Origin of the sequence: Microbacterium luticellae (assembly GCF_050408645.1) — a bacterium.
Lineage (GTDB): Bacteria > Actinomycetota > Actinomycetes > Actinomycetales > Microbacteriaceae > Microbacterium.
Genome location: NZ_JBNTKE010000001.1, coordinates 421,092 through 445,716 on the forward strand (window position 1 = coordinate 421,092; position 24,625 = coordinate 445,716).

A 24,625-nucleotide genomic window follows, 5' to 3' on the forward strand; every position below is an offset into this window, starting at 1 on the left:
CTCCACCATTTCTGTTCATTCATTGGCAGACTAGACGCGTGATTGTCGTCGTCTGCCCCGGGCAAGGTTCTCAAACCCCCGGCTTTTTATCCCCCTGGCTCGAACTGGATGGTGCGCGCGAGCGCATGGAGGCCTACTCCGATGCATCCGGCGTTGACCTCATCGCCCACGGTACGGAATCGGATGCTGACACCATTCGCGACACCCGCGTGGCGCAGCCACTCATCGTGGCCGCGAGCCTTCTCGCCTGGCGCGCACTCGGAGACGAAAGCAGAGTCGCCGGAGTTGCTGGTCACTCCGTCGGCGAACTCGCCGCACTCGCTGCAACCGGTGTGATTGACGACAACAATGCGATGCGCATCGTCGGCACGCGCGGTCGCGCTATGGCCGATGCTGCCGCACAAGCACAGACGGGTATGAGTGCCGTCGTCGGCGGCAAACCCGACGACGTTGTGCCACTTATCGAAAACCTTGGTCTTACCGCAGCCAACTACAACGGTGGCGGGCAAATTGTTGCCGCTGGTGCGCTCGATGCCCTCGCGAAGCTTGGCGAAAATGCTCCCCGAGGCGTGCGGGTGATTCCACTGCAGGTTGCTGGAGCTTTCCACACTTCGTACATGCAATCCGCCCAGCCGGTGCTGCAGACCGTCATTGATGCGATCCCCGAGCAGAGTGTCCGCACACCACGCCCGCTGCTGTGGACCAATAGCGATGGTTCTGTCGTGACCGACGGCAACCGTGCACTCGAGCTGATTGTGCGTCAGATTGCTGCGCCGGTGCGCTGGGATCTGTGCATGGAATCCTTCGGCGAGCACGGAATTACCGGTCTCATCGAGCTTGCTCCCGCCGGCGCGCTCGTAGGCCTTGCCAAGCGCGCGTTGCGAGGCATTCCCTCGGTCGCCGTCAAGACACCCGACGACCTCGATGCCGCACGCGCACTTTTGAACGGAGAAACCGCAGCATGACCGCGACACTGAACCAAACAGAGGGCACGCGCTATACCCGTATCTACGGATACGGTGCCGCTCGCGGTGAAAACGCTGTCCCGAACGACGACCTCATTGGCCCCATCGACTCCAGCGATGAGTGGATTCGCCAGCGCACGGGAATCATCACGCGCACGCGCGCCGTCGCAACGACGGATGCTATCGACCTGGCCAGCGATGCCGCGAAAGAAGCTATCGAGGCGTCCGGTGTGGCAGCCGAAAAAATTGATCTTGTCATCGTGGCCACCATCAGCAACCCCAAGCAAACACCGTCGGTGTCGGCGATTGTCGCCGACCGGGTGGGGGCAAACCCGGCCGCCGCGTACGACATCAACGCGGCATGTGCCGGGTACGCCTATGCCATCGCACAGGCAGACGCACTCTTGCGAGCCGGCGCCGCCCGCTACGCACTTGTTATCGGTACCGAGAAGCTTTCAGACGTCGTCGACCCCACCGACCGTAGTATCTCGTTCCTGTTAGGCGATGGCGCAGGCGCAGCAGTGGTCGGCCCCAGCGATTCTCCCGGCATCGGACCTGCTGTGTGGGGCTCAGACGGCTCTAATGCCGAGGCCGTGGGAATGAATGCCACCCTCACCCAGTTCCGTGACGGAGAGGCCCCCTGGCCCACGCTGAGGCAGGAAGGGCCGAAGGTTTTCCGCTGGGCTGTGTGGGAGATGGCAAAGGTCGCACGCCAAGCTCTCGAAGCGGCTGGTGTCGAGGCATCCGATATCGCCGCATTTATTCCGCACCAGGCGAATCTGCGCATCATCGACGAGTTTGCTAAGCAGCTGAAACTGCCCGAAACCACCGTGATTGCTCGTGACATTGAAACCACAGGCAACACCTCGGCGGCTTCTATTCCCTTAGCAAGCCACCGGCTCATGAGCGAGCACCCCGAGCTGAGCGGAAAGCTCGCACTGCAAATTGGGTTCGGCGCCGGGCTCGTTTTTGCCGCACAAGTTGTTGTACTGCCATAAAAAACTGTGATCGTTCTCTAGACTGATCATCGGTTCCGAACCATTCACCCGCTAGAAAGAGGAAAAGCATGGCTTTCACCAAAGAAGAGGTTCTCTCGGGCCTCGCTGAACTCGTGACAGACGAGACCGGTATTGACGCATCAGAGGTTGCTCTGGAGAAGTCTTTCACCGATGACCTCGACATCGACTCCATCTCGATGATGACCATCGTTGTCAACGCCGAAGAAAAGTTTGGTGTCACCATTCCCGACGACGAGGTTAAGAACCTCAAAACCGTTTCTGACGCGGTTGAATTCATCGTCAACGGTCAGGAATAAGACCTCTACGGATGCCACCCCCGTGTAAGCGGGGCGTGGCATCCGTGTCCATTACCTCTCCCCCAACAAGGAACCAACATGACCAAGCGCATCGTTGTCACCGGTATCGGTGCTTCTACACCCCTGGGCGGTACGGCTCCGGAGAGCTGGAAGAATCTGCTCGCCGGTGTTTCGGGTGCCAGCAGTCTTGAGTACGACTGGGTAGAAGAAACACAACTCCCCGTCACTTTTGCCGCGCAGGCCCAGGTTCGCCCCGACACCGTACTCCCGCGACCCGTGGCAAAACGGCTCGATCCGTCGTCACAGTTCGCCATGGTCGCAGCAATGGAGGCGTGGGAAGACGCAGGCACTCCGGATGTCGCTCCGGAACGCCTCGGTGTTGATTTCGCGACCGGTATTGGTGGCGTGTGGACCCTGCTCGACGCCTGGGATACGCTGCGCGAAAAAGGCCCACGCCGAGTATTGCCGATGACAGTACCGATGCTCATGCCCAACGCGGCGGCCGGTAACCTTTCTTTGCACTTTCATGCCCGTGCTTATGCTCGCACCGTCGCTAGCGCCTGCGCCTCGAGCACCGAGTCGATCGTGAATGCTGTCGAACACTTGCGTGCAGGGCTCGCCGATGTCGTCATCGCGGGTGGCACCGAGTCAGCTATTCACCCCATTACGATTGCGTCATTCGCATCCATGCAGGCACTTTCGCGCCGTAATGACTCGCCGGAGACCGCTTCGCGTCCTGGGGCGGTTGACCGCGATGGTTTTGTGATGGGTGAGGGTGCGGCTGCTCTCATTCTCGAGACCGAAGAACACGCTCGGGCGCGCGGTGCCAAGATTTATGCCGCAGTCGTCGGTGGCGGTGTGACAGCAGACTCGTATCACATCACGGCGAATGATCCTGAAGGGGCTGGGGCTGCGCGTGCTGTTCGTTTGGCCTTGGAATCTGCGGGAGCAACGCCCGATCAACTGACGCACGTGAATGCACACCTCACCTCGACACCGGTTGGAGACCCTAACGAGTTCACGGCTTTGCACGATGTCTTTGGCGATCGGATTCGTGAGATCCCCGTGTCGGGTACGAAGGCATCAACCGGTCACCTCTTAGGTGGTACCGGGGCACTCGAAGCCGTGTTCACGGTTCTGGCTCTGCGTGACCGAATCGCTCCCCCGACGATTAACATGACGGAGCAGGATCCAGAAGTACCGTTCCGTCTATCGACAGAGCCGGTCGCTCTCGATGACGGCCCGCAGCTGGCGATCAGCAACTCGTTTGGCTTTGGCGGACACAATGCGGTCGCAGCATTTGCCAGCGTTGACGACTAATCGTTTCGTATGACGATAAAACCCTGAGGCCCCGGAATATTCCGGGGCCTCGTTCTTGTGGGGCATCGATTCGTTTTCCCAGTTGCCGGGGTGTTCCCCGCCGACCTCCGGTATTGGCGCCTCGGTGCCCCGGTCTCGCCGCGTCAGCCGACTTTATGAAGCCAAACGACGCGTGGTCCTTCGCCGGGATGGCGGAATGGTTCGAGTTCTTCATCCCACGCACTACCGAGGGCTATGTCGAGCTCCCGCTGTATTTCATGAGCGTCACCGGCCGCGATTTCGAGCGCATATCGCACTCGGTCTTCACCAATAACCGTGTTTCCGGCGTTGTCGATCTGAGCGTAATGGATTCCGAGGTCTGGTGTGTGCATCCATCTGCCCCCATCGTTGCCGGGCGTCGGTTCTTCGGTTACTTCGTACCGCAAATGATCCCAACCACGCATAGCGGTTGCCAGGGCAGCGCCGGTGCCAGCGGGGCCATCCCACGAGAATTCGGTTCTCTGTGTTCCCTGCTGGACAGGTTGGTCACTCCACCGAAAGTTGACGGCGCGACCAAGAGCGCGGCCTGCCGACCACTCCAGGTGCGGGCAGATCGCGCGAGGCGCCGAGTGGATATAAACCACTCCGCGTGCTTGTGCAGTCGCCATGTTTTCTCCGTTTCATCAGGTGCGTCTTCCCCTACGACCTGATCCGGACATCCGTGGCGTGTATGCGGTTATGGGGCCATTCTCACCCAAATTCCGTGGATTGACAAGGGCGTGGCGCGAATCCGGCGACGAAGGACAAACGGCGATGGCCTCCGCACCCGAGCGGGTGCGGAGGCCATCGTCCACAAAATATGCGCGTGCTTATGCTTCGCTCATGGCCTGCTTAGCCTGCTGGCCTTTCGCGGCATAGTAGGCGGCGCGTGCGGCGTCACGGCGAGCCTGCTCGGCATACCCGGCTTCGAGAACCTCTTGCGAGAGCTCGAACTGGGTGTACTCGGTGGTCGCGTTGTACTTCTCCATGTAGGCGTCAAGCTCAGGGCCCGATGTCCACGACGTGATGAGGCAGTAGCGGGGGTCGTCACCGTAGTGTGCTGCCGCGTGCCAGAGGCGCTGCGTGTCAACGATCAACTGTGCGCCGGCCGGAAGAGCAATGCGGTACTCGATGCTCGGGTCGGTGCGGTTCTCACGCAGAACGAAGAAGCTGTTCTTGTCGTCGGTGAGGTTGAAGAAGCCGCGAACAACCCAGCCCGTGCCGTCGGGGTTCAGACGGTTGTTGTCATCTTGGTGCAGGTTGTACAGGCAGTCGCCGTAGGAGTTCGGTTGCAGCTCAATGATGCGGCAGCGACCAACGTTGGCACCGGGCTCTTGCGCGCGGCGAGTCAGCGTGGGTGCTTTGTCGACCTGAGACTGGATCCACACACCGTCTTTGTCGGTGCGGGGTGGCTGGTGGTTCCAGAAACCGTTGCACTCAATCTCACCCTTAGCCGAGGCCAGCGGCGCAAATCGAGTGTCACCCGACGATTTCCAGTCGACGTATTCGACGTCGAGCCATTCTTTCGGGTCGATTTCCTCGTTGTAGCTGTCGAGAATAACGAAACCGGTTTCCTCGAGTGCAGCAGACTTGATGTATGCCATGATCCGAGTCATGTTCCTTTCATTGGGGGCCAGCGAAGTTTTTACAGGCCCTTCTTAGGTAAGCCTAACATCCGACTCTCGGGATGCCGGGTAACGAACCGTGAAAAGCTTCCCGCACTACACTGGACGCCGGGCAGTGTTTTTTCGCTGCCTGTTTTGAGGGTTCCGGAGGCGAAAACAGGGTATGAGCACGGCCACAAACGTCGAGGCAACCGCTGTCAACACGATCGAGTGGCTTTCTGCTCCTCGGCACAACATTGTCGTTCCGGTGTATCAGCGGCAGTATCGGTGGGATATCGGCGGTTGCGAACAGCTCCTAGCTGATATTCGGGCGGTTGCTCGCGAAGACGATGATCATCGGCATTTCATCGGCTCTATTTTGTCGGCACACGATGCCTCTGACTCCAGTGCTGCGGGCGACCTCATTTTGATTGATGGTCAACAGCGCATCACCACGATTATGTTGCTGGTCGCTGCTCTGCACCATTCTCTGCGCGATCATGATCCGTCTACGGCAGAAGAGCTTCGTCGTGTTCTCGTTCGGTCTGATGACCCGGATCGCACACGGCTGCGGCCGCATCATGCGTGGGCCGATCTCTTTGAAGCCGTCGTTCTCGAGCGCCGAGCCGCAGGAGAAGTCGAGTCGCGTTTCGACGACAACTATGCGTATTTTCGTTCGCAGGTGCATGCCGACGAAGCTGCGCGTATTTGGCGCGGTTTGCAAAAACTCGAGCACGTCTCGATCACTTTGGGCGCTGAAGCCAATGCTCAGCAGATCTTTGAGAGCCTCAACTCAACAGGCGAGCCTTTGCGCGATCATGAGCTCATTCACAACTACATTCTCATGGGTTTGTCTCATGCGGAGCAGAGCGAGATCGAAGAAAACTATTGGCTTGCTATTGAGCGCAACACGGGCGAGTCGATCAGAAACTTTTGGCGCCACTACCTGGTAATGCTGACGGGTCGTGAGGTGGCGGCATCCGGTGAGCATGGTGTGTATGCCGCATTCCGGCGCTGTTTTCCTCGGTTTGATACGCAGACGCTTCGTCGCGATGCGGCGGTGTGGCGTGAGTACTCGGCTGTTTATGCCACGCTCCTCGACCCATCACAGGCCCCGGATGCCGAGATCCGGCGTCAGCTGCAGTTTGTGGCAACGTTCGGTCGTTCGTCGTTCCCACTCGTCATGGCGGCATATCGAGATCATGCCGATGGCACGATTTCTCGTTCGGAGTTCGTGCAGACCCTCGAATTGTTGCAGTCGATGCTGCTGCGCCGCACCGTGGTCGGTTTGCCGACTGACCGTCTGATCGCCCGCCTCTGTCGTGCGCGCTCAGAGGGATGGGATTCGTTTGTGCATGCGATTGCTCGTATCACGCCGTCGGATGAGCGCGTTCGGATTGCATTGAAGTTTTCGGAGCTACCTCATGCGGCCTACGTGCTGGGGCGCCTGATGGATGTGGATGAGCCGGCTGCTTTCGATGTGGAGCATATTGTTCCGCTCTCACCGGGCGACGCATGGTCGGGTGATGGCGTTCACGAGTGGGCGGAGTACAGTGACGATCAGCAGAACAGCTTCCGTGCTTTGGCGCCGACGCTCGGTAATCTGACTCTGTTAGAACCAGCGCTGTCGGAGCGTGTTTTTGGTGCCGCGTTTGTTGACAAACAGGCCGATGCTTACGGCCGCAGCAGCGTAGAGGCAACACAAGCGCTCGCTGACGCCGCAGAGTGGTCAACAGCGGCGATTACTGCTCGCACGACGGCTTTGTCTGACCAGTTCGTGCAGATTTGGCGGCGCCCCGAGGTGCCGGAGATTGATGATGACGGTCTAACCCCGGTTCTTGATGCGGTGCTGCGCCGTGGCTGGCCGGCTGGCTGGGAGCAGGAGTTCGATTACGTCGAGTACCGCGGTGAGCACTGGGAAGTGCCCGACGTACGCTACCTGTTTAACCGGGTGTTTCGGCGTGCGTGGACTGATAACCGCGACGCGGCGATGTCGTTTAGCCGTAAGAATGGCGGCCCCCTGTATGACGAACGTGCGTGGAACGGTCACTGGGATGAGTTGGCAGAGGGCACGTATCTGTATATGGGCTGGGATTCCAACTACATGATGACCGCTATCCAGGGGGTTCTCGAGGAGTCGGGTATTGCTTCGGAGGTCTTCGTGAAGTATTCGTATATCGGCAATGTGATGTGATGACGATGTCTATGACTGTGCGTGCGATGCAAGATCTCACCGTTTCTGATCTCACAGTAGACGTGCCTTTGGTGTGGGACGACCCAATTGATTCGCGCACCATCTCTGTTGCTGCCAGCGTTATTTCACGCGAGGGTGGGCACGATCTGCCGTTTTTGCTGTATTTGCAGGGCGGCCCGGGGTTTGAGGCTCCGCGTGCTTTTCATGCGCCTTCGTCGCCTGCCTGGCTCGACACCGCTCTGTCGCAGTTTCGTGTGGTGATGCTTGATCAGCGCGGCACCGGGCGTTCGACACCCGTGGGTGACCGGATGCTGGTAGACGGCGCCGAAGCCGTGGCCGATCACATTACTCATCTGCGTGCCGATTCGATCGTGCGTGACTGTGAGGCCGTGCGCGAAGAACTCGGCGTCGAATCGTGGAACGTGCTCGGCCAGTCGTTTGGCGGGTTCACAACGCTCACCTACCTCTCGAATTACGCTGATTCTCTCGATCGCGTATTTTTTACCGGCGGTCTCAGTGCGATTGGTCTCTCGCCCGACGATGTTTATCGCCGCACGTATACGCTCATGCACGATGCTTCAGAGCGGTACTATCACCGTTTTCCGCAGCACCGTGAGCGGATGCGGGCGCTGGTGGAGGCGGCAGCATCCGGAAGCATTCGTCTGCCCGACGGTGAAGTAGTCTCTGTTTCGCGTTTGCGTTCGCTGGGGTCACTGTTGGGTGCGAACGACGGCTGGCAGATTCTGTGGTCGCTGCTAGAGCAGCATCCGGAAACAAATGCTTTTGCCTACGATTTGGCGGCGGCGCTCCCCTACTCTGGGCGCAACCCGCTGTATTACGTTTTTCATGAGTCGTGCTATGCCGACGGTAGTGTCACCAACTGGGCAGCGCAGCGCGTCATGCCCACAGAATTTGCCGATGACCCGACGCTGTTCACGGGCGAGCATGTTCACCGGGCGTGGTCGAGCAGTGTCCCCGCACTTATGCCGTGGCGTGAAGTGACCGAAATTTTGGCGACCCACGAGTGGCCACGCCTGTATAATCCGGATGCCATTGCTGCAGCAGGTGCTCGAGGCGCGGCCGCGATCTACGTCAACGACGTTTTTGTGCCCATGGATTTCTCGCTAGAAACCGCACGGCTCATGCCCGATCTGCATCTGCTCATCACCAGCGAACACGAGCACAATGGTTTGCGTTCGGGAGGCGTGTTGCAGAAGCTTTTCGACCTCACCAGCAAAAAGGTTGCACGCTAGTAGCACGAATGCTGCGCACAACGCCTGAGTCGCGACCCGAATGATCGATGTCGCGACTCAGAAAAAGCGTGGGGCGGGCGGGACTTGAACCCGCGATCGTTGGGTTATGAGCCCACTGCCTTGACCAGCTTGGCCACCGCCCCGCTCACAAAATCCTATCGTGCCCGCGGCCCGTTTGCTTACTTCATCGGCGTCGCTTGAGCATGTGTTTCTCGATGGCCGAGGTAAATCTGCGCATTGCGACGAATACCCTCTTTTTCTTCTTCGGTGAGTTCGCGCCGCACCTTCGCGGGGACACCGGCAACAAGAGAACCGTCGGGCACAACGGTGCCACCGAGCACAACAGCGCCGCCGGCCACCAGGCATCCGGAACCAATAACAGCACCCGACAGCACGACCGCTCCCATTCCGATCAGCGAGCCATCACCGACCGTGCAGCCGTGCACAACAGCGTTGTGCCCGATAGAAACGTTGTCTCCGATCACCACCGGATGCCCCACATCCACGTGCACCGACACATTGTCTTGCACGTTGCTACCGACCCCGACCGTGATGGGTGCAGAGTCGCCGCGCAGCACAGCGTTGTACCAGACACTCGAGTTTTCGTGGAGCGTCACGTCGCCAACAATGCGTGCACCGGCGGCAACAAGCGCTGAATCAGCAATAGCGGGCTGCTGCTGGGGTAGACCGAGAACAGAAGCATGGGCGTCAATACTCATGTCTCGACGATAACCCGGCAGCAGCGCTTTCTCACCTATTGCACGCCATCACGCAGCGCCGCCGTAATTGCTTCGCGATACTGCGGAATAAGAGTGCCCACAAACGTTGCTGTCAGGTGGTCTTGGTCGCGGTAGACGTTCGCGCCCCCAATAACCGGGAAGCATGTGTCATCGTCACAAAAGACATCGGTGAAATCGAGCAGAGTCACACCCGGCATATCGGCTGCCGCCGTGCGCAACGGATCATCGATAACCAGCACATCGGTGCGGTCGATGGTGCACGTGCTGGCGTCGCGTGTACGCAGACACTTGTTCGGGTCGGTGTCCCACACCGGGTTGTCGATGACCGTGATGACAGGCGTGCCCTTATCGGTCATTGTTTTCCACGTGTTGCGGTAGCCCTCTACAGCAGCCTGATAAGCCGTGTCGTGGTCGCGCGCGGTATATGACGTGGTGGCAAGCGACGCGGTAAACACAACATCGAACTCTTGATCAGCGAGCTTTTCGGTCACACCATCCCGCCATTTTTGGCACGCGGTTTGGAATGATCCCGACCCTGCCAACGGAGTTTCGTTCCACGGGCACGCGCCCTTGAAGAACGTGGTCAGGTGCCAGCCCTCGTCTTCGGCCATGCTGCGGAACGCCGAAAGCACCTGAAACGCATGGCTGTCACCAATCAACAGCACACGAGGGGCATCCGGGTCATCACTACCAAAGTCACACTGTGCGGGAGTGGAATCGTTCAACTGTACAAAACATCCGCCGTTGGTGGGTCGGTCAACAATCGCGAAACCCGGCGCCGGCAAAATCTCGTCGGTGGGCGGTGTGTCGGCGCACGACGGATCAAGCACCGAAAGCGCGCCGAAACACGGTGGCGGGTCGTTGCGCAAGTCTTCAATGGCTTGGAGCCCCGCGTTATACGCCGGTGCGTTGACCGCCCACGCTCCCCCTGCAGAACCCGCCACCACGAGCATCGCTGCCAGCGATGCCCACAGGCTTACTCGGGCCTTGCGGTCGGCCAATGGCCTCCACAGCCGCACCGGGTCTTCCACATATTTCTTGGTCAACCAGGCCAAAACAAAACACAGCACCAGCAGCGTAAGGCGGTGGTAGATCGTCAAGCCCCAGAACGGCACCGAGGGGGCAACAACAATGAGCGGCCAGTGCCACAGGTACAGACTGTAAGAAATATCGCCCGTAAATGTCATAGGCCTCACCGAAAGCAGACGGGTCGGATACCACCAGCGATCGGTATTGGATGCCGCGATGACTGCCGCAGCACCCAGAGTAGGAATAAGGGCCGCGTAGCCCGGAAACGCAGTCTTGCCATCAAAAGTGACCGCCGAGTACAGCAGCGCCGCGATACCGGCCCAGCCCACAATAAAACTGCCCACAACGTTCTGCACTCGAAGCCGCGGCACCAGGGCGATGAGCCCACCCACACCGAACTGCCACATTCGACCAAAGGTGACAAAGTATGCCGGGGCAGGGTCGGTGAGTGTCAGCCAGACACAGTAAATAAAGGTAATGACCGTGATCACGCCAATTACGGTGAGTACCCCACGCAGCCGATCGCCTCGAAAAAACTTCACTCCAAGCCATGCGGCCAACAGAAGCAGAAGCGGCCACATGACGTAGAACTGCTCTTCGAGAGAGAGCGACCAGTAGTGCTGCACCGTTGTGGGATTACCCGAGAGCGCCAAATAATCGGTAGACCCGGCCGCGAGGAACCAGTTCTGCACGTAGAACGTTGATGCTGCAATCTCTTTCAGCTCTTGCGGCAATGCTGACGTGGGCATGAGATACGGCGAACCAACCATGAGAACGCACACGAGCAGCACCAGCAGTGACGCCGGCAGCAGCCTTCGTGCGCGGCGCGCCCAAAATCGTGCCAGCTTAATGGTTCCTGTGGATGTGAGTTCACGCGCAATATGCGCGGTAATCAAAAAACCGGAGATAACGAAGAAGACGTCAACACCCACGTAACCGCCAGAAAGACGCGCAGGCCAGAAGTGATAGATCACCACGAACAGTACGGCAATGGCCCGCAACCCCTGTACGTGCGGGATGAATCCCGAGCTAACAGAAGCCTTTTTTTCTGGGCGAGGTGCAGACGATTGCTGCGGGGCGACAGTGTGATCAACAGAAGGCACCTCTAGAAGGTAACGCGCCTGAGTGAAAAACGCTCTCAGCAGCACACGTTAGACGAGCCTCAGCTTGCTTGCACTCTGAATTCAGAAGAGTACCGTGGAGAACATCAGGCGGAAACTCGAACCCGAGCAACCGCTCCTATACTCACCACCGGGAGGACAATATGAGTAAGTCCCAGAGCATTGCTACCACGGCTACTGACCCCACAGTCGCAGCTGCAGCGGCACAGTTCCTCTCTCCGCTCGTTCACGGATTGCAGGCACTGGTTGTTAATGGCAAGCAGGCACACTGGCACGTGCGTGGCGCAAATTTCATTGGTGTGCACGAGTTTCTTGACACGGTTGTTGCGAATGCTATGGCGTTCGCCGATTCAGCCGCAGAGCGTATCGTCGCTCTGGGTCTTCCTATCGATGCACGCCTGGGCACCATTGCCGACAAGATTGAACCCACGCAGGTAAGTGCAGGCTTCAGCGCTTCGGAAGACACCATTCGTGCTGTTATCGCCGATATCGATGCTGTTCTCGTTGATGTCAAGGCCGCTATCGATGGCCTCGACGAAATCGACCTCACCAGCCAAGACATCGCGATCGAGATTATGCGCGGCCTGGAGAAGGACCGCTGGTTCCTCGTCTCACACGTCGCTGTCTAAGAATTCTGCGAGCTTCGCGGCGTCGGTCATACCCCTCGAGGGCGTGACCGACGCCGCGGAGTTTTTATCTCGATCATTTTTGATAGGTCACGGCTCCGCGCATGATCGTTGTGACAACGCCCATTGACGCTAATTCTTGTGTTGTTGCCGTGGCAGGGTTTGTTTCGCACAGCACTATGTCGGCCTCGTCACCGGCTGCGAGAGCGGCTGGGTTTGCTGTGCCGTTACGCGTTGTTGCGGCAAGTGCTGTGTCGATACTGACCGACTCCTGTGCCGGACGTGCGCCTCGACCCTGCTCGTCGGTACTGGTCGCGGCGGCGATCCCGAGCCAGGGGTCGAGTGGAGAGACGGGTGCGTCAGAACCGAAGCGGAGTGTGACGTCGGTGTTCACGAGACTCTGCAGGGGGTAGGCGAGCGAGGTTTGCTGCGACCACAGCAGTGCTGCCAGTTCGCGGTCGTCCACGGCGTGCTGTGGCTGCACGCTGGCAGTGATACCTAGTTGGACGAAACGGACGATGTCACTGTGTCGAAGCAGCTGTGCGTGTTCGATGGTGCCCTGGGCTTTGCTGTATGAAAACGCATCAAGGGCGGCGGATGCTGCGACGTCACCAATCGCGTGTACGGCCACGGTGATTGCGTGTGTTGCGGCGCGCACGAGTAGTTCACGCAGGTCTTCGGGCGCTACGGTGAGCACGCCGCGGTTGTCGGGATCATCATCATAGGCATGTGTGCATGCTGCGGTTCGTGTTCCGAGAGAACCGTCACTGATAATTTTTAGCGAGCCCATCAGTGCTTGTGTTCGCTGTTGGGGTGTCAGCTGCGTGTCGCGCAGTGCGTCACCCGTGCGCAGCCCTTCGCTGATTGCGCGATCGAGGTCTTGTGGGTAAATCGAGTACGACACGTGTTGCGTATGAAAACCATTCCGGATGCGCCGCGCCCAGGCATCCGGTGTCCAGGCCATATCGAAATCAACCAGGCCCACGACTCCGCGTGCGGCGGCGTGTTCGCCAGCCTGTATGACTGCGGCGTCGGCGGTGTGGTCATCGGTTGCGTTGAGGCGACGAGATACTTCGAAGGCAAGTTCTTCGCGGAGCACACCGTCGTCATCAAGGCCGGAGAACTGTTCACGGCGTAGGGCGGCACTGTTCAGCCATACGCTGTGGACATCGGAGTTGATGAGGTAGGTGGGGATCTCGCCCGTGTGGCTGTCGATCAGCATCCGGCTCGGGGCATCGGGCCAGAGCGCGTCTCGATAACCGGCGCCGACCTTGCGTCCGTCGGGCAGGATCGGGGCGGCGGCCATACGATAGGCGGCCTCGCGCGCTGACTGTGCATCACCCAAAAATTCTCGCTGCGACCACAGCGCCCACTGCACCACATGCACGTGGTGATCCCACAGCCCAGGAAGCGCCCAGGCTCCATCGGCATGAATAATATGACCGCGAGGTTTTTTAGCACCCTGGGGCGCAATATCGGTGATACGGCCGCCCTGCACAAAAATGTCTACCGCACCCGGCTTCGACAACACTGCCGAGCGCGCGCCGCTGAGGTGAGCGCCGACGATGGTCATATTCTCTGACATATTCGACAGCCTAGGCTCACTCCACCCGGATGCTACCGACTACGAGCGCTGACACGAGTTGTTAGCGCTGGCAGGTAGGGCACCAGTACAGCTTTCGTGCGCTGAGCTCTTCGAGTGCGATGTTCGTGCCACAAACGCGGCAGGGTAAACCTGCGCGGTGATATACCCAGTGGCGGTCGTCGCGGTGTGCCATGGCTGCCCGGTACTCGTCTGGCCCGAGGTTGTCCATGGTCATCATTTGCCCGGTTTCTACGCCTATGTTCAGCAGCTGCACCCAGTCTCGCCACAGTGCGCGAATTGTTTCTTCGGGTAGGTCTTTACCGGGGGTATGAGGGTTGACACCGGCGCGGAAAAGCATCTCGGCGCGATAGACATTGCCGATTCCGCTGACGACTGCTTGGTCCATCAGCTGAAGCCCGATGGCGGTACGTTTGCGCTGAACTGTTGCGACGAAGCGTTCCTCGCCCTCGGCTACATCGCCCACGAGCGGGTCGGGACCGAGTTTCGCGACGCTGGCAAGCATTTCTTCTGGTGTTTGGATGACGCATGCGGTGGGTCCACGAAGGTCGGCGCAGGTGTTCTGTGTCAGTAGCCGCAGGCGCACCTGGCCGACGACGGGTGGTGGCCATTCGTCGTCGTCACTCAGGCCGGTCGTTTGTTCCGACATGCGAACGTGTCCGCGGGCTTTTCGTGGTGCCCCAATAGAGGTTAACGAGTTTTCGCCGTCGACATCGTGAATAGCGTCTGCATCGGTGCCGCGCTGATTTGTTTGGCCCATACGCCCATTAGCGGAGGCGATTGTGGGGTCGACGAGAATCTCTCCGGCGAAATCCCACGCTCCGTAGAGTCCGAGGTGTACGCGCAACCACAGGTCACCTTCGAACTCGAGAAACATCTGTTTGCCCACGGCCCGCGCCTGTGTCATCTCGCGGCCGCTCAGCAGCTCGGCGCCCTCGGCAAAGCGTCCTTGTGGGCTCGAGGCCTGTACAGCGTGCCCGACAAAGTTGCGATCAAATTGGCGCGCGATGCGGTGAACGGAGTGTCCCTCAGGCATAGCTATGCGCGGGGGTCGGGCAACAGCGAGCCGTCGTTTTCGAAGTCGGCAATTTGGCCGATTCGGCGCACATGGCGTTCCTCACCCGAAAACGGTGTGCCAATGAACCGGTCGATAAAACCGACGGCCTCGGCAAAGGTGTGCTGGCGTGCACCGATAGCAATAACGTTGGCGTCGTTATGTTCGCGAGCGAGTTCGGCCGTGGCAATGCTCCACACCAGTGCGGCACGAACGCCGTCGACTTTATTAGCGGCGATCTGTTCACCGTTACCCGAGCCGCCAAACACGACGCCGAGCGCTGTGATGCCCGCCTTCTGGTCTGCGACGACGGCCTGCGCTGCGCGAATGCAAAACGCTGGATAGTCGTCGACCGGATCAAACTCTAGGGGCCCGTGGTCAATAACCTCGTGCCCGGCTTCGGCCAGGTGGTGCTGCAGCTGGGTAGAAAATTCAAGACCGGCATGGTCGGTGGCGATGTGAATGCGCATGGCTCCATCCTAGAGTTCGCACGAAGCGTTCTCGGCAGTCACGCTCACGGCGCAACACCGCCTGCAGCAGGGGCATAGTCGCGACGCGCATTCTTGCAGTCGCCAGCGCGGGCCACGTCATACCACGGGCCAAGTTCTGTGACACGGGGGCGTTCTGCCGCCGGTGTGCCTTCCAGGCGCTCAATGATCAGATCGACAAGGCCCGCCACAAACGCCGGGTGAACACCGGGCGTCGGTGTGCGGAGCATCCGGATGCCAGCATTGTCAGCCGTCTCTTGCGCCTCGGTATCGAGATCCCACAAAACCTCCATGTGGTCGCTAATAAAACCGAGCGGAACGACAACAACCGCCGTTGATCCCCGAGAAGGAAGCCCGGCAATCACATCATTGATATCGGGCTCCAGCCAGGGTTGCGACGCAGGCCCTGACCGCGACTGATACACGAGTTCCCATGCAACGTCTCGTGCCACAGGCACTGTTTGCGCCACCGTTGACATCACATACTCGGCAACTGCCATGTGCTGCGCCTGATAAGCGCCGCCCTCGGGCCAGGCGCGCCCTTTCGGCCCCGACAGTTGCGCATCGGCGGTGGGAATACTGTGCGTCGTAAACAGAACAGAGACCGCCGAAGGATCATGGCCCTCAGCGATCAGCGTACGCAACGCCGTCTCGACACCCTCGCGGAACGGCTCAACAAAGCCGGGGTGATCAAAAAACAGCCGCACTTTGTCGGCGGTAACCACCGTCTGCAACTGTGCAGACTCGATCGCATTCGCGATGTCTTCTCGGTACTGTCTGTCGCTGGAATAAGAGCTGTACGCACTGGTCGCCAACACCAGCAACGTTTTATGCCCGGCAGATGCTGCTGCACGGAAAGCATCCGGCAAATATGGTGCCCAGTTGCGGTTACCCCAATACACGGGCAGATCAATCCGCCGCTCGGTCAACTCGGTCTCTAAGGCCGCTTTCAACGCGCGATTCTGCTCATTGATGGGACTCACTCCCCCGAACGCCCGATAGTGATGAGCAACCTCTTCAAGCCGCTCATCGGGGATACCGCGCCCCCGGGTCACATTGCGCAGAAAAGGGATGACATCGTCTTGGCCTTCGGGGCCACCAAAGCTCGCCAAAATGACGGCATCGTAATCAACAGGCACTTCGACGTGCTCGGGCCCGGATGCGGCCGCGGGTGAAGCGTATAAAACCACTGGCGTATTCAACGAAGAAGAAGTATCGATGCTCACGAGGCACATCATTGCACCCTGATTCCATGAGCCTGCTGGAGGTCTGGCGTAGGCTTGTGTAGTTCCTGTCGGTTCACCCGCTTGACACAATCATTGGGAGTCAGAAAAGTGCCTGGAGAAAACCTCACCCGCGTTGAAGCGACCGAACGCCGGACCGTTGTTGAAACACAGTCATACGAGGTTTCCCTTGATCTCACCAAGGGTGACGAAGTCTTTGGGTCGCGCAGCGTCGTACGATTTAGTGCCACACCGGGCGCATCGACGTTTATTGATCTGATCGCGCGCGAGGTGCGCGAAGTGACGCTCAACGGCGAACCACTCGATCCGAGTGCCGTGTACGCAGACTCCCGAATCGTTCTTCCGTCACTGGCAGAAGACAACGTGCTCATTGTCGACGCCGACTGCGAGTACACCAACACCGGCGAAGGACTGCATCGCTTCGTTGACCCCGTCGATGGCGAAACATATCTGTACTCTCAGTTTGAAGTTCCTGACTCACGGCGCGTCTTTGCCGTCTTCGAGCAGCCCGATCTGAAGGCCACGTTCCAGTTCACGGTGACGGCACCAGCGGCATGGACCGTCGTTTCAAACTCGCCCACGCCTGAGCCCATCGTGCACGCCTCTAACGGCGAAGGTGCAGAAACAGCCACCTGGGGCTTCGAACCAACCCCGCGCATTTCGTCGTACATCACCGTCATCGTCGCGGGCCCGTACGTTTCTACGTTCTCCGAGCTCACCAGCTCTTCGGGTCGCATCATTCCCCTCGGTGTCTATGCACGTCGCAGCCTGTGGGAACACGTAGATGCTGATTACATCTTCGAGAAGACACGGCAGGGCTTCGCCTACTTCGAAGAACGCTTCGGCGTGCCCTACCCCTTCGAAAAGTACGATCAGCTGTTCGTACCAGAGTTCAACGCCGGTGCCATGGAAAACGCGGGCGCCGTGACCATTACAGAAACCTACGTGTTTCGTAGCAACGTGACCGATGCCATCCGTGAGCGACGTGTCGTCACGATTCTGCACGAACTAGCTCATATGTGGTTCGGTGACCTCGTCACCATGAAATGGTGGAACGACCTGTGGCTCAACGAGTCTTTTGCCGAGTGGGCATCAACCATCGCCACGGCCGAAGCCACCGAATGGAAGCACGCGTGGACCACCTTTAACGCGCTAGAAAAAACCTGGGCATACCGACAGGATCAGCTTCCTTCGACGCATCCGGTGGTGGCAGAAATCAACGACCTCGACGACGTGCAGGTCAACTTTGACGGCATCACCTATGCCAAGGGCGGCTCCGTGCTCAAACAGCTGACCGCATGGGTGGGGCAAGAGGCCTTCTTTGAGGGAGTCTCGGCATACTTCCGCGAACACGCATGGGGCAACACCGAGCTCTCCGACCTGCTCGTGCAACTCGAGCGCACCAGCGGGCGTGAACTCTCGGAATGGTCACGCAAATGGCTCGAAACAGCAGGTGTGAACACGCTGTCGCCCGTTATCGATGAAGCAGCCGATGGCACGATTCGCCGCTTCGCCATTACTCAGACAGCGCCGGCCGACTACCCCACTATCCGGCCGCACCGGCTCGCGATCGGTTTCTACAACATCGAAGGCGACGAGCTGGTGCGCACCCACCGCGAAGAAGTCGACATCGACGGCGACCTCACCGAAATCCCCGAACTCAAAGGCCGCCACAGGCCCGACCTCGTTCTCCTCAACGACGACGACCTCACCTACGCCAAAATCCGTCTCGACGAACGCTCATTGACCACGGCCGTAGAAAACCTGTCACAAATCAGCGATCCACTTGCCCGCTCCCTCATTTGGGGTGCCGCATGGGATCAGACCCGTGACGCCGAAATGCGTGCCAGCGACTACATCGACCTGGTGCTCGGCAACCTGGGAGCAGAAACAGAGTCGACCACTATCCGCAGCACGCTGACGCAGCTGCAGCTCGCAGCCAACAACTATGTAACGCCTTCACAGCGCGAACACGCTCGTGAACGCGTTGCCGATGGCCTATGGCGGCTCGCGGAGCAGGCAGCAGAAGGCAGCGACAGCCAGCTTCAGTTGGTCACCGCGTTTGCACGATCGATCGTCACGACCGAACACGCCGGAATCATTGGCCGCATCCGTGCGGGCGAAGACACACTCCCCGGCCTCGTTGTCGATCTCGACCTGTCGTGGCAGCTACTCATGGGACTCGCCGCCGCAGGGCACACCGATGAAGCAGCCATCGATGCGGCACTGGCCGCCGATAACACGGCATCGGGCGCGGAGTTCGCTGCCGCGGCCCGTGCTGCTCTGCCCACGGCAGAAGCCAAAGCACGCGTGTGGAACACGCTCGTGACCGACACCACCGTGTCGAACACCGTCATCAGAGCCGCCACACAGGGCTTCGTTCACCCGACCGGCCGAGACCTTCTCCTGCCCTACATCGACAAATATTTCGAAGCACTCCTGCCCATCTGGCACAACCGCACCTACCAGATCGCCAACTATCTCATCGTTGGCCTCTACCCCGGATGCCTGGCAAGTACGCAGCTGCGCGATGCAACACGTGCGTGGTTGTCAGAGAATACCGACGCGCCCACAGCGCTACGACGCCTCGTGCACGAGAACCTGGCAGAGGTCGAGCGGGCACTTGCCGCTCAGGTCTACGACGAAGACTAAGAGAACAAGGCTGAGCAAGAGCAAAACCCCCACCGCTAGGATCGGTAGCAATGATGGGCCTACCTCTCGAAGACGGTGACACCACAGCCGAGGACCTCTCGGGCCTGTGGCAAACGATCCTGCAATTTTTTATTGAAGCCGGCTCGAACCTGCTGCAGATCGCCATCGTCATCGCTATCTGTGTGGGGGTGGCGTTTCTCCTGCGAATCATTATTCGCAGGGTCGTGCGACGCATCGTCAACAACGCCAAACAGCGGGCCAAAGTGGCCGATACCATCGCTCTTGAACGTTCACCGCTGGCCGAAATGCGCCTCGTGCAAAGAACCCGCACGCTCGGCACCATTCTGCAGAACATCGTCAATGTTGGGCTGCTCATTGTGGCGCTCGCGCTGATCGTCAATATTCTGAATGAAGGACTCCTCGGCTCTCTCACCCTCATTACCGCAGCGGTCGGGGCCGGCCTCGGCTTCGGGGCACAGAACATCGTCAAAGACGTACTCAACGGCATGTTTATTGTCGCCGAAGACCAGATCGGCATTGGCGACGTTGTTGACCTGGGGCTAGCATCCGGAGTCGTCGAATACGTGAGTGTGCGCATCACGCAGGTTCGTGACGCCAACGGCACGCTCTGGTACGTACGCAATGGTGAAGTGCTGCGCATCGGAAACATGTCGCAGGGTTGGGCGCGAGTTATCACCGACGTGGGAGTCGCACCCGACGCACCCCTGCACGAGGTAGAAGAAGCGATGCTGCACGCGGCAACAAGCATCGCGCATGATCCGCGCTGGCGCACCCGTATCGTCGACATGCCCGAACTGTGGGGCCTGGAATCCATTGATGGCGAAACCATCAACGTGCGCATCGTTATAAAAACCCGCGCCAACGCTCGCGACGATGTCGCGCAAGAACTCCGGCTGCGTTTAAAGAACGAAATCGAACAGCTCGGCCTCGATGCCCCGCGGCTCACGGCCGTGTTTCCCACCGGCCCCGAAGGCTCGCGTCGCGTGCGGGGAGCAAACCCGCCCCGCACCCTGCCGACGCCCGTCGCCGGCGTTGCCGTACCGGAGCGCGGTGTATGGCGCAAACGAAAATCGTCACAGAGCCCGCGGGAGGAGACAGAAGAATGACATTCTACGAAGAGGTTGGCGGCCACGAGACATTCGATCGCATCGTAAAAGTTTTTTACCGCGAAGTTGCCGACGACCCTGTGCTGCGCCCCATGTACCCCGAAGAAGATTTAGGGCCTGCCGCCGATCGGCTGCGATGGTTTTTTGAACAGTATTGGGGTGGGCCGTCGACGTACCAAGAAAAACGCGGACACCCACGCTTACGCATGCGCCACGTAGCCTTCCATGTGAATCCGGATGCCCGTGACCGCTGGCTCACCCATATGCGCACAGCGCTCGACGAAGCCCAGCTGTCGCCCATGCACGACGCTATCTTCTGGGAGTACGTCGACCGTGCAGCCCATGCGCTCGTGAACACCTTCGAGCCCACACCGGCCATTGGCCCCGACCCGCAGCAACGCCCCGACCTCGGACTCAGCCACTAGCCGCAGCGGGCTCAGCCACCCGCGTCCCGAATTCAGCAACGACAAAGGAGTCGCCATGTCTCAGGATTCACATTCCACGTCAACAGATGTTGTCATCGTCGGCTGGGGTCTGGCCGGGCTCGTCGCTGCATGCGAGGCCCTGGCTGCCGGTCGCCAGGTGACAATCGTCGATCAAGAGGCCCGCAGTAATCTCGGCGGTCAAGCGTTTTGGTCGTTCGGTGGGCTCTTTCTTATCGATTCTCCCGAGCAGCGGAGGATGGGAATTCGAGATAGTTACGAACTCGCTGAGCAGGATTGGATGGGCGCGGCCGGTTTCGATCGCGAAGAGGATGCGTGGCCGCGGCAATGGGCGCAGGCGTATCTTCAGTTCGCAGCCGGTGAGAAACGCTCCTGGTTGCGCGAGCGTGGTGTCGGTTTCTTTCCCATCGTCGGGTGGGCAGAACGCGGCGGATACGGGGCTCTCGGCCCCGGAAACTCGGTTCCGCGTTTTCATATCACGTGGGGTACGGGGCCCGGCATTATCGAACCGTTTGTGCGACAGGTCGAAGAGGCAGAAGCATCCGGTCGACTAAAGATTCTTGCGAGGCACAGGGTTTCTACCATCACCAAGGAGGGCGGCACGGTTACCGGTGTGGCGGGCGAGATTTTGACGCCCTCGTTCGCGCCGCGAGGTGAGGCGACAGAACGCACCGTGACAGCCGACTTCGTCATTACTGCGCAGGCAACAATTATCACCTCGGGTGGCATCGGCGGTAATCACGATCGTGTGCGTGCAGCGTGGCCACAGCGTCTCGGCACGCCCCCTGCGTCGATGCTCACGGGTGTCCCCGCCTATGTCGACGGATCGATGCACGACGTCGCGCACGAGGCAGGTGCCAGGCTGATCAATAGCGACCGCATGTGGCACTACGTCGAGGGCATCACCAATTGGGATCCGATATGGCCGGGGCACGGCATCCGGATTCTGCCCGGCCCCAGCTCACTGTGGCTCGACGCCACCGGTAAAAAGTTGCCGGTGCCGCTGTTTCCCGGTTTCGACACTCTTGGCACACTCGAATATCTGCGCACGACAGGGCACGATCACTCGTGGTTTATTACTTCGCGACGCATCATTGAAAAAGAGTTTGCGCTGTCGGGCAGCGAACAAAACCCTGATTTTACGGGCCGCGATATTCCACTGCTCATGAAATCACGGCTAGCAAAGGGGCCTACCGGTCCTGTGCAAGCATTTCTCGATCACGGCGACGACTTTGTTGTTGCCAACACTCTCGACGAACTGCTCGAACGCATGCACGACATTCCCGGTGCCGAGGCTCTCGACGATGATCGAGTGCGCAGCGAAGTGCAGGCCCGTGACCGCGAAATGGACAATGATTTCACGAAAGACGCGCAGATTGCCCTGTTGCGTTCTGCGCGCAGTTACCGCGGCGATCGGCTGATTCGCACTGCCGCTCCGCACCGCCTTCAAGACCCGGATGCTGGCCCCCTGGTGGCTGTGAAGCTGCACGTGATCACCCGAAAGTCTTTGGGTGGCATCGCCACCGACCTGGATGGCCGCGTGCTTACTCCCGAAGGCGCTCCTATCGACGGGCTTTTTGCGGCAGGAGAAGCGAGCGGCTTTGGCGGCGGCGGCGTGCACGGGTACCGAGCGCTAGAGGGAACATTTTTGGGCGGCTGTATTTTTTCTGGTCGCCAGGCAGGGCGCGCAGCGGCGCGGTAGCGGCCTACTCTGTCGCACCGGTGTGGCGCACGGGGGTGAGTCCGCTGACTGCTGGTCCCCGCGACAGCACATGTCCGCGCCGAAAAGCCAGTCGCGTCCACCTGCCCGACTGCAAAACGCGCACCTCTTCTTCTCCGCCGATGAAGCCGAGAGAATCCGCTGCGAACGCTACGCCGCGGGGCAACTGCAGCAGGTCGTCATCGGGTTCTCCCCAGATGCGTGCGCGCAGAGAACGTACGGCTTCTTCGCCCGCAACATCGGGGGTGCCATGGGCGACGGCCGAGATGCCCCACTGTGCCCGCTGCGCAACGACAGCTGCCTCGAGCAGCCCAACCTGTTCCCACTCCCCCTGCGGCGGCGACACACCGGCCCATGCTGGTGACAGACCTGTGGCGGGCAGTTGCAGAGCGGTCTCGTCGGAGCTTTCTTCGACGCTGTCGACAACAATGTCACAGGTCAGTTCGGGATCAGCATGCACGATGCGCATGCCTAAGATCGTGGGTGTTTGGTCAAAGAGCCCCTGGGGTGCCAAAACGCCCGCGGTCAATGCGAGTGTTCCGCCGGATGCCTGCATCCGAACCCCTTCATCAGAGATTCGTGCTGCGCGCCCAACAAACGTGAGCACATCGCGGGCGGTGGGGGCGTCGGCAAGTCGTAGCAGAGGAGACACGAGCCCTAAACTACCAAGGGTATGCAGTGTGGGCGCCGAAAGGAAAGTTCATGACCGATGCCGAGCAGGATCGCCGTAGTGTCGACGCGCTTCTTGGCGTTTTAGCTCTGGGTTCGACCGGTGCTCGAACAACAGAAGACATCTTTACCGGTATCTCGCAGCCGATGCCGACGGGGCGTATCTATGGCGGACAGGTTTTGGCGCAGTCGCTGATCGCGGTCGAACGTACGCTCACCGCTGGCCGCCCGGTGCATTCCATGCATGGTTACTTCTTGCGCCCCGGCGATGCCTCGGAAGGCTTAACGTTCTCGGTGGATCGTATTCATGACGGGCGTTCTTTTTCGACACGGCGTGTGCAGGCATATCAAAAGGGTGTGCCAATTTTTTCTATGATCGCCTCATCACAAGACGAAGATCCTGGTGTCGAGCATGCTGCCACCATGCCCGAGGGTATTCCCGAACCGGAATCTTTACCTTCGGATGCTGCGACGGCGCAGCGTTTGCATCCTTTGTCTCGCCGCTTACTGACTGACCGTCCGGTTGATGTTCGACACGTTGAGGGGTCGATTTATTTGTCGCCTGCTCCGCAGCAGCAATCGAGCCAGGCGGTGTGGATGAAGATGCGGTGCGAACTGCCTGATGACCCGCTGATTCATCGTGCTTCTCTGGCTTATATGAGCGATATGACTATTCAAGAGTCGATTTTGCGCGCCCATGGTGTGAGCTGGTCGCTACCGGGGTTAAAGGTTGCGAGCCTCGATCATGCGATGTGGTGGCACCGTGCAGCGCGGGCTGACGAGTGGCTGTTGTATGTTCAGGAGTCGCCGAATGCGCGCAGTGGCCGCGGTCTGGCGACCGGTCGCCTCTATACGCGTGACGGCATGCTCGTGGCCAGTGTTGCGCAAGAGGTGATGGTTCGCGTGCCGGATGCTGCGAATGCACCGGATGCTGCTGGCCGGGCGGTTTAGCGCCTGCGGTACTGGATGGGTTCGCCGCGGTAGGGTTCCCATGCTTCTCGCATGGCTTCTGTGAGCCGGGTGGGTTTTCCTGTGTTGGCGTCGACGATCACGATGATTGCGGTTGATCGCGCGTACAGCACGCGCGCTGGGTGACCAGGGTTGTTGTAGATTTCGTAGCAGACTTCGAGACTTGAGCCGCCGAGTTTGCCGAACCACATCTGTACTTCGAGTGGGTCGCGATGGTACGGGATGGGTTCGAGGTATTCGATTTCTTGTCGGGCTATGAGTGTGTGCACGCCGGCTTCGGGTTGTGATGCCAGTACTGCGGTGGGTGGCGCACTTTCTCCGGGAAGTGGTTGCCAGAAAGCGCGAACACGGGCCTCTTCGAGAAGTTTGAGCATGGTGGCGTTGTTGACGTGGTTATAGGCGTCAAGGTCGCCCCAGCGCAGGTGGATCGGCAGGTGGAGTCGATCGTTCACGCTTGTCCTTCTCGGTGGT

At 59.6% G+C, this 24,625-nt stretch carries 22 protein-coding genes and 1 tRNA gene; 12 read left to right on the top strand and 11 right to left on the bottom strand.

Annotated elements, in window-relative coordinates:
- Positions 1-38 precede the first annotated feature (38 nt).
- The 4 genes from ACQUSW_RS02080 (at position 39) to ACQUSW_RS02095 (ending at position 3,600) form a co-directional block, all read left to right on the top strand.
- Positions 39-965, top strand: a complete 927-nt coding sequence (locus ACQUSW_RS02080; protein WP_428930623.1) for an ACP S-malonyltransferase — start codon at positions 39-41, stop codon at positions 963-965.
- The gene (locus tag ACQUSW_RS02085; RefSeq protein ID WP_428930624.1) at positions 962-1,963 is read left to right on the top strand and encodes a beta-ketoacyl-ACP synthase III; all 1,002 of its coding nucleotides are present in this window, start codon (positions 962-964) and stop codon (positions 1,961-1,963) included. Before ACQUSW_RS02080 ends, ACQUSW_RS02085 begins: the two co-directional genes overlap by 4 nt.
- 68 nt (positions 1,964-2,031) lie before the next feature.
- The gene (locus ACQUSW_RS02090; RefSeq protein ID WP_428930625.1) at positions 2,032-2,280 is read left to right on the top strand and encodes an acyl carrier protein; all 249 of its coding nucleotides are present in this window, start codon (positions 2,032-2,034) and stop codon (positions 2,278-2,280) included.
- A 78-nt stretch (positions 2,281-2,358) separates the two neighbouring features.
- Entirely contained in the window at positions 2,359-3,600 is a 1,242-nt protein-coding gene (locus tag ACQUSW_RS02095) for a beta-ketoacyl-[acyl-carrier-protein] synthase family protein (protein WP_428930626.1), read from the top strand.
- Positions 3,601-3,743: 143 nt separating this feature from the next.
- Here the strand turns inward: ACQUSW_RS02095 and ACQUSW_RS02100 are convergent, their stop codons facing one another.
- Together ACQUSW_RS02100 and ACQUSW_RS02105 are read right to left on the bottom strand one after the other, a co-directional pair.
- Positions 3,744-4,247: a DUF3145 domain-containing protein gene (locus ACQUSW_RS02100; RefSeq protein ID WP_428930627.1), complete on the bottom strand. Its 504-nt coding sequence runs from the start codon at positions 4,245-4,247 to the stop codon at positions 3,744-3,746.
- Between the two features lie 201 nt (positions 4,248-4,448).
- The gene (locus tag ACQUSW_RS02105) at positions 4,449-5,222 is read right to left on the bottom strand and encodes a hypothetical protein (protein ID WP_428930628.1); all 774 of its coding nucleotides are present in this window, start codon (positions 5,220-5,222) and stop codon (positions 4,449-4,451) included.
- A gap of 184 nt (positions 5,223-5,406) precedes the next feature.
- Here ACQUSW_RS02105 and ACQUSW_RS02110 point away from each other — a divergent pair, with 184 nt between their 5' ends.
- The gene (locus ACQUSW_RS02110) at positions 5,407-7,416 is read left to right on the top strand and encodes a DUF262 domain-containing protein (protein ID WP_428930629.1); all 2,010 of its coding nucleotides are present in this window, start codon (positions 5,407-5,409) and stop codon (positions 7,414-7,416) included.
- Positions 7,416-8,669: an alpha/beta fold hydrolase gene (locus ACQUSW_RS02115; RefSeq protein WP_428930630.1), complete on the top strand. Its 1,254-nt coding sequence runs from the start codon at positions 7,416-7,418 to the stop codon at positions 8,667-8,669. The genes ACQUSW_RS02110 and ACQUSW_RS02115 overlap by 1 nt, the downstream gene beginning before the upstream one ends.
- Before the next feature lie 69 nt (positions 8,670-8,738).
- Here ACQUSW_RS02115 and ACQUSW_RS02120 read toward each other — a convergent pair.
- From ACQUSW_RS02120 to ACQUSW_RS02130, 3 genes are all read right to left on the bottom strand, one after another.
- A tRNA-Ile gene (locus tag ACQUSW_RS02120) sits at positions 8,739-8,812 on the bottom strand.
- 36 nt (positions 8,813-8,848) lie between these two features.
- A complete protein-coding gene (locus tag ACQUSW_RS02125) occupies positions 8,849-9,388 on the bottom strand; it encodes a gamma carbonic anhydrase family protein (RefSeq protein ID WP_428930631.1) in 540 nt (179 codons plus the stop codon).
- Positions 9,389-9,423: 35 nt separating this feature from the next.
- Positions 9,424-11,541: an acyltransferase family protein gene (locus tag ACQUSW_RS02130; RefSeq protein ID WP_428930632.1), complete on the bottom strand. Its 2,118-nt coding sequence runs from the start codon at positions 11,539-11,541 to the stop codon at positions 9,424-9,426.
- 161 nt (positions 11,542-11,702) lie between these two features.
- Here ACQUSW_RS02130 and ACQUSW_RS02135 point away from each other — a divergent pair, with 161 nt between their 5' ends.
- Complete coding sequence (locus ACQUSW_RS02135) at positions 11,703-12,188, top strand: Dps family protein (RefSeq protein ID WP_428930633.1); 486 nt, start codon at positions 11,703-11,705, stop codon at positions 12,186-12,188.
- 73 nt (positions 12,189-12,261) lie between these two features.
- Here the strand turns inward: ACQUSW_RS02135 and ACQUSW_RS02140 are convergent, their stop codons facing one another.
- The 4 genes from ACQUSW_RS02140 to ACQUSW_RS02155 form a co-directional block, all read right to left on the bottom strand.
- The gene (locus tag ACQUSW_RS02140) at positions 12,262-13,770 is read right to left on the bottom strand and encodes an amidohydrolase (RefSeq protein WP_428930634.1); all 1,509 of its coding nucleotides are present in this window, start codon (positions 13,768-13,770) and stop codon (positions 12,262-12,264) included.
- A gap of 61 nt (positions 13,771-13,831) precedes the next feature.
- Positions 13,832-14,824, bottom strand: coding sequence for an Fpg/Nei family DNA glycosylase (locus ACQUSW_RS02145; RefSeq protein ID WP_428930635.1), 993 nt, complete (start codon positions 14,822-14,824; stop codon positions 13,832-13,834).
- Between the two features lie 2 nt (positions 14,825-14,826).
- Entirely contained in the window at positions 14,827-15,312 is a 486-nt protein-coding gene (locus ACQUSW_RS02150; RefSeq protein ID WP_428930636.1) for a ribose-5-phosphate isomerase, read from the bottom strand.
- Positions 15,313-15,356: 44 nt separating this feature from the next.
- On the bottom strand, positions 15,357-16,565 hold the full coding sequence (locus ACQUSW_RS02155; RefSeq protein ID WP_428931256.1) for a ferrochelatase: 1,209 nt from the start codon (positions 16,563-16,565) through the stop codon (positions 15,357-15,359).
- 99 nt (positions 16,566-16,664) lie between these two features.
- On the opposite strand from ACQUSW_RS02155, the gene pepN reads away from it, so the two are divergent.
- From pepN to ACQUSW_RS02175, 4 genes are read left to right on the top strand one after another with little or no spacing between them, the layout of a single operon-like run.
- Positions 16,665-19,226: an aminopeptidase N gene (pepN, locus tag ACQUSW_RS02160; RefSeq protein WP_428930637.1), complete on the top strand. Its 2,562-nt coding sequence runs from the start codon at positions 16,665-16,667 to the stop codon at positions 19,224-19,226.
- A gap of 50 nt (positions 19,227-19,276) precedes the next feature.
- Positions 19,277-20,353, top strand: a complete 1,077-nt coding sequence (locus ACQUSW_RS02165) for a mechanosensitive ion channel family protein (RefSeq protein ID WP_428930638.1) — start codon at positions 19,277-19,279, stop codon at positions 20,351-20,353.
- Positions 20,350-20,778: a globin gene (locus ACQUSW_RS02170; protein ID WP_428930639.1), complete on the top strand. Its 429-nt coding sequence runs from the start codon at positions 20,350-20,352 to the stop codon at positions 20,776-20,778. The genes ACQUSW_RS02165 and ACQUSW_RS02170 overlap by 4 nt, the downstream gene beginning before the upstream one ends.
- A gap of 55 nt (positions 20,779-20,833) precedes the next feature.
- Positions 20,834-22,498, top strand: a complete 1,665-nt coding sequence (locus ACQUSW_RS02175; protein WP_428930640.1) for an FAD-binding dehydrogenase — start codon at positions 20,834-20,836, stop codon at positions 22,496-22,498.
- A 4-nt stretch (positions 22,499-22,502) separates the two neighbouring features.
- On the opposite strand, the gene ACQUSW_RS02180 is transcribed toward ACQUSW_RS02175, so the two are convergent.
- Entirely contained in the window at positions 22,503-23,168 is a 666-nt protein-coding gene (locus tag ACQUSW_RS02180) for a DUF8185 domain-containing protein (RefSeq protein ID WP_428930641.1), read from the bottom strand.
- Positions 23,169-23,218: 50 nt separating this feature from the next.
- Between ACQUSW_RS02180 and ACQUSW_RS02185 the strand changes: the two genes are divergently transcribed.
- A complete protein-coding gene (locus ACQUSW_RS02185) occupies positions 23,219-24,136 on the top strand; it encodes an acyl-CoA thioesterase (RefSeq protein WP_428930642.1) in 918 nt (305 codons plus the stop codon).
- Here ACQUSW_RS02185 and ACQUSW_RS02190 read toward each other — a convergent pair.
- Positions 24,133-24,606, bottom strand: a complete 474-nt coding sequence (locus tag ACQUSW_RS02190; protein WP_428930643.1) for an acyl-CoA thioesterase — start codon at positions 24,604-24,606, stop codon at positions 24,133-24,135. The two genes, ACQUSW_RS02185 and ACQUSW_RS02190, sit on opposite strands and share 4 nt — an antisense overlap.
- Between the last annotated feature and the right edge of the window lie 19 nt (positions 24,607-24,625).

Excerpts from the sequence above, each read along its gene's own strand:
- ACQUSW_RS02085 (WP_428930624.1), top strand. The coding sequence starts at position 962 with ATGACCGCGACACTGAACCAAACAGAGGGCACGCGCTATACCCGTATC.
- ACQUSW_RS02090 (WP_428930625.1), top strand. The coding sequence starts at position 2,032 with ATGGCTTTCACCAAAGAAGAGGTTCTCTCGGGCCTCGCTGAACTCGTG.
- ACQUSW_RS02095 (WP_428930626.1), top strand. The coding sequence starts at position 2,359 with ATGACCAAGCGCATCGTTGTCACCGGTATCGGTGCTTCTACACCCCTG.
- ACQUSW_RS02100 (WP_428930627.1), bottom strand. The coding sequence starts at position 4,247 with ATGGCGACTGCACAAGCACGCGGAGTGGTTTATATCCACTCGGCGCCT.
- ACQUSW_RS02105 (WP_428930628.1), bottom strand. The coding sequence starts at position 5,222 with ATGGCATACATCAAGTCTGCTGCACTCGAGGAAACCGGTTTCGTTATT.
- ACQUSW_RS02110 (WP_428930629.1), top strand. The coding sequence starts at position 5,407 with ATGAGCACGGCCACAAACGTCGAGGCAACCGCTGTCAACACGATCGAG.
- ACQUSW_RS02115 (WP_428930630.1), top strand. The coding sequence starts at position 7,416 with ATGACGATGTCTATGACTGTGCGTGCGATGCAAGATCTCACCGTTTCT.
- ACQUSW_RS02125 (WP_428930631.1), bottom strand. The coding sequence starts at position 9,388 with ATGAGTATTGACGCCCATGCTTCTGTTCTCGGTCTACCCCAGCAGCAG.
- ACQUSW_RS02135 (WP_428930633.1), top strand. The coding sequence starts at position 11,703 with ATGAGTAAGTCCCAGAGCATTGCTACCACGGCTACTGACCCCACAGTC.
- ACQUSW_RS02140 (WP_428930634.1), bottom strand. The coding sequence starts at position 13,770 with ATGTCAGAGAATATGACCATCGTCGGCGCTCACCTCAGCGGCGCGCGC.
- ACQUSW_RS02145 (WP_428930635.1), bottom strand. The coding sequence starts at position 14,824 with ATGCCTGAGGGACACTCCGTTCACCGCATCGCGCGCCAATTTGATCGC.
- ACQUSW_RS02150 (WP_428930636.1), bottom strand. The coding sequence starts at position 15,312 with ATGCGCATTCACATCGCCACCGACCATGCCGGTCTTGAATTTTCTACC.
- ACQUSW_RS02155 (WP_428931256.1), bottom strand. The coding sequence starts at position 16,565 with ATGTGCCTCGTGAGCATCGATACTTCTTCTTCGTTGAATACGCCAGTG.
- ACQUSW_RS02165 (WP_428930638.1), top strand. The coding sequence starts at position 19,277 with ATGATGGGCCTACCTCTCGAAGACGGTGACACCACAGCCGAGGACCTC.
- ACQUSW_RS02170 (WP_428930639.1), top strand. The coding sequence starts at position 20,350 with ATGACATTCTACGAAGAGGTTGGCGGCCACGAGACATTCGATCGCATC.
- ACQUSW_RS02175 (WP_428930640.1), top strand. The coding sequence starts at position 20,834 with ATGTCTCAGGATTCACATTCCACGTCAACAGATGTTGTCATCGTCGGC.
- ACQUSW_RS02185 (WP_428930642.1), top strand. The coding sequence starts at position 23,219 with ATGACCGATGCCGAGCAGGATCGCCGTAGTGTCGACGCGCTTCTTGGC.